This window comes from Rickettsia sp. (genome assembly GCF_965035265.1).
On record NZ_CBCDJS010000124.1, the window covers coordinates 1 to 3118 of the forward strand.

The following is a 3118-nucleotide window of genomic DNA, read 5'->3' on the forward strand; positions in this document are numbered from 1 at the left end:
TGATTCTTTCACTTCACCGCCTTTATAGGTAGCTACTACTTTATCTTTTGTATCGGCAAAAGCAATACTGGACAGCATGCTAACTGATAAAAATATAACAGATAATTTTTTCATTTATGGCTCATATATTGTGTTTAACATAAGCTTAAATTTTATAAAAATAATACCCAGCCGTCAACAGCTATTTGATAATATTTTATTTATTAATAATAATTTACAAATATTTATGTAGTAAAATTACGGGTTGCCCAATATTGAGGGCATTAATTATTTGATAATTTTGTAAAATCGCCTATATTTTAAATACAAAATATTATTTAAGGATTTTAATGCTTTCTATATTAAAAAAACTTTTCGGTACAGCGAATGATCGTAATGTAAAAAAACTATTTTCCGAGATTATGAAAATCAACTCGCTTGAGCCTATTATACAAAAATTATCGGATGAGGAGTTAAAGAATAAAACTGCGGAGTTTAAAGAAAAACTTAAAAACGGAGCAACTTTAGATGATATAGTATATGAGGCATTTGCAGTAGTTAGGGAAGCAGCTAGAAGAGTTTGCGGTATGCGTCATTTTGATGTTCAGCTTATAGGAGGCCTTATATTACATCGAGGCATGATTACCGAGATGCGTACCGGTGAGGGTAAGACCTTAGTTGCAACGCTTCCTGCTTACTTAAATGCTTTGACCGGAAAAGGAGTGCATATTGTAACCGTGAATGATTATTTAGTAAGCCGTGATTCTGCTTCCATGGGTAAAATTTATAATTTTTTAGATTTATCGGTTGGATGTATTGTTGGCGGTATGCCTGATGAAGCAAAACGAGCTGCCTATAATGCCGATATTACCCATGCAACAAATAATGAACTCGGTTTCGACTATTTAAGAGATAATATGAAGTATAGCATACAAGAGCGAGTACTTCGTCCTTTTAATTTTGCTATTATCGATGAAGTTGATTCGATTTTAATAGATGAAGCTAGAACGCCGCTCGTTATATCGGGTCCGGTTAATGATAATTCAGAATTATACGGTAAAATTGATAAAATTATACGCCTGCTTAATGCAAGCGATTTTGAAAGAGATGAAAAGCTAAAGACTATCAATTTAACGGAAACAGGCATTACGCATATAGAATCGCTTTTAAGTAAAGAGGATATTATAAAACCTGATTCCGGTTTATATGATTTTGAGAATTTGACTTTAGTACATTATGTTAACCAAGCCTTAAGAGCTCATAATATGTTTACTGTTGATGTAGATTATTTAGTAAGAGACGGTAAAGTAATGATTATAGACGAGTTTACCGGTCGTGTAATGGAAGGGCGTAGATATTCAGAAGGGCTACATCAAGCGTTAGAAGCAAAAGAAAATGTGAAGATTCAAAATGAAAACCAAACTTTGGCATCTATTACTTTCCAAAATTATTTCCGCAATTATCCTAAATTATCGGGTATGACCGGTACGGCTATGACCGAGGCACCGGAACTAAAAGACATATATAACCTCGATGTGGTTGCAGTTCCAACCCATAATAAGGTAACAAGGCTTGATCTTGATGATGAAATTTACGGCAGTAAAAAAGAAAAATATGATGCTATCTTAAAACTGATTAAAGATTGTTACGATCGGGGGCAGCCTATACTTGTCGGTACGATAAGCATAGAAAAGTCAGAAGAACTTTCAAACGTTTTAAATAAAGAAAAAATCCCTCATAAAGTATTAAATGCTAACTTCCATGAGCAGGAAGCTTTTATTATTGCTCAAGCAGGTAGGTTTAAGGCGGTAACGATTGCAACCAACATGGCTGGGCGTGGTACTGATATTATGCTTGGCGGTAACCCTGAAATGTTAATAGAGCAGCTAGATAAAGATCATAGTTATGAAGCTAAAATAGCTGAAATAAAAGCCCAAATTGCTGAGGAAAAGAAGCAGGTTATTGAAGCAGGCGGTTTATTTGTGATAGGTACGGAAAGGCATGAAAGCCGCAGGATAGATAATCAGCTAAGAGGAAGATCAGGGAGACAAGGTGATCCAGGCAAAACTAAATTTTTCCTATCACTTGATGATGATTTAATGCGTATCTTTGCGTCAGATCGTATATCAGGAGTTCTTAGAACGCTCGGACTAAAAGACGGAGAGGCTATCCACCATCCAATGATTAGTCGCTCACTTGAGAAAGCTCAGCAAAAAGTTGAAGGACATAACTACGAGATACGTAAAAATTTATTACGTTTTGATGATGTAATGAATGACCAACGTAAAATAATATATGAGCAACGCACCGAAATTATCAAATCTAAAGATAGCCATGGTTTCTTAAATAATACTACCGAGGAACTAGCCAAAAAGGTAGTACTAACTTTTATGCCGACAGGGTCTTACAGAGAAGATTGGGATATAGAAAATTTAAGCGTAGAATTACATCGGGTCTTTTCTATAAAATTTGATCATAGTTTAGTAAGTAAAAATGACGTAATGGAAGAAGAAATTACCAAAGCCGTTATACAAATGGCTCATGATATATATAAGTCGAAAGAAGAAGCTTATAGTAGCGAGTTAATGCATAATGCCGTAAAATATATTTTGTTAACGAATCTTGATCAAGTTTGGAAAGATCATTTATATAGCTTAGATCATTTAAGGCAAGGTATATCACTTAGAGCTTATGCACAAAAAGACCCTCTTAGCGAATATAAAAGAGAAGCGTTTAATTTATTCGAGCAGATGCTTAATAATTTAAAAGAATTATTTGTTCAAACCGTATATCACTTCCATATCGACTTAAAGCATATTCAAAAAGAAGATGTTTCGCTTGAGCATAAAAAGCTCCAGAAAAATATGCAAGAAAGTCGGGAAGATCCGGCATTTAGTAAATATAATGCAGGAAGTAGCATTGAGACCGATCTTAAACCTGTTATATCACGTATTGACCCTAAAGCTAGAAATCCTGAAGATCCTACTAGTTGGGGTAGGGTATCTCGTAATGAGCCATGCCCATGCGGTTCAGGTAAGAAATATAAATATTGTCATGGTGCAAATGAGTAGATGAAAAGGCGGTAAAATCCATTGTGTCATCCCGTGGCTTGACCACGGGATCCAGTTAAAAATACTAA

General features: G+C 34.9%; 1 protein-coding gene and 1 pseudogene. One reads left to right on the forward strand and one right to left on the reverse strand.

Annotated elements, in window-relative coordinates:
* Window positions 1-114: pseudogene (locus AC1Z7D_RS06685) on the reverse strand (Parvulin PPIase); the annotation flags it as partial.
* A gap of 215 nt (window positions 115-329) precedes the next feature.
* On the opposite strand from AC1Z7D_RS06685, the gene secA reads away from it, so the two are divergent.
* Complete coding sequence (secA, locus tag AC1Z7D_RS06690) at window positions 330-3050, forward strand: preprotein translocase subunit SecA (RefSeq protein WP_482603056.1); 2721 nt, start codon at window positions 330-332, stop codon at window positions 3048-3050.
* Window positions 3051-3118: the final 68 nt, after the last annotated feature.

Coding starts and splice junctions, on each gene's coding strand:
- secA (WP_482603056.1), top strand. CDS start 330: ATGCTTTCTATATTAAAAAAACTTTTCGGTACAGCGAATGATCGTAAT.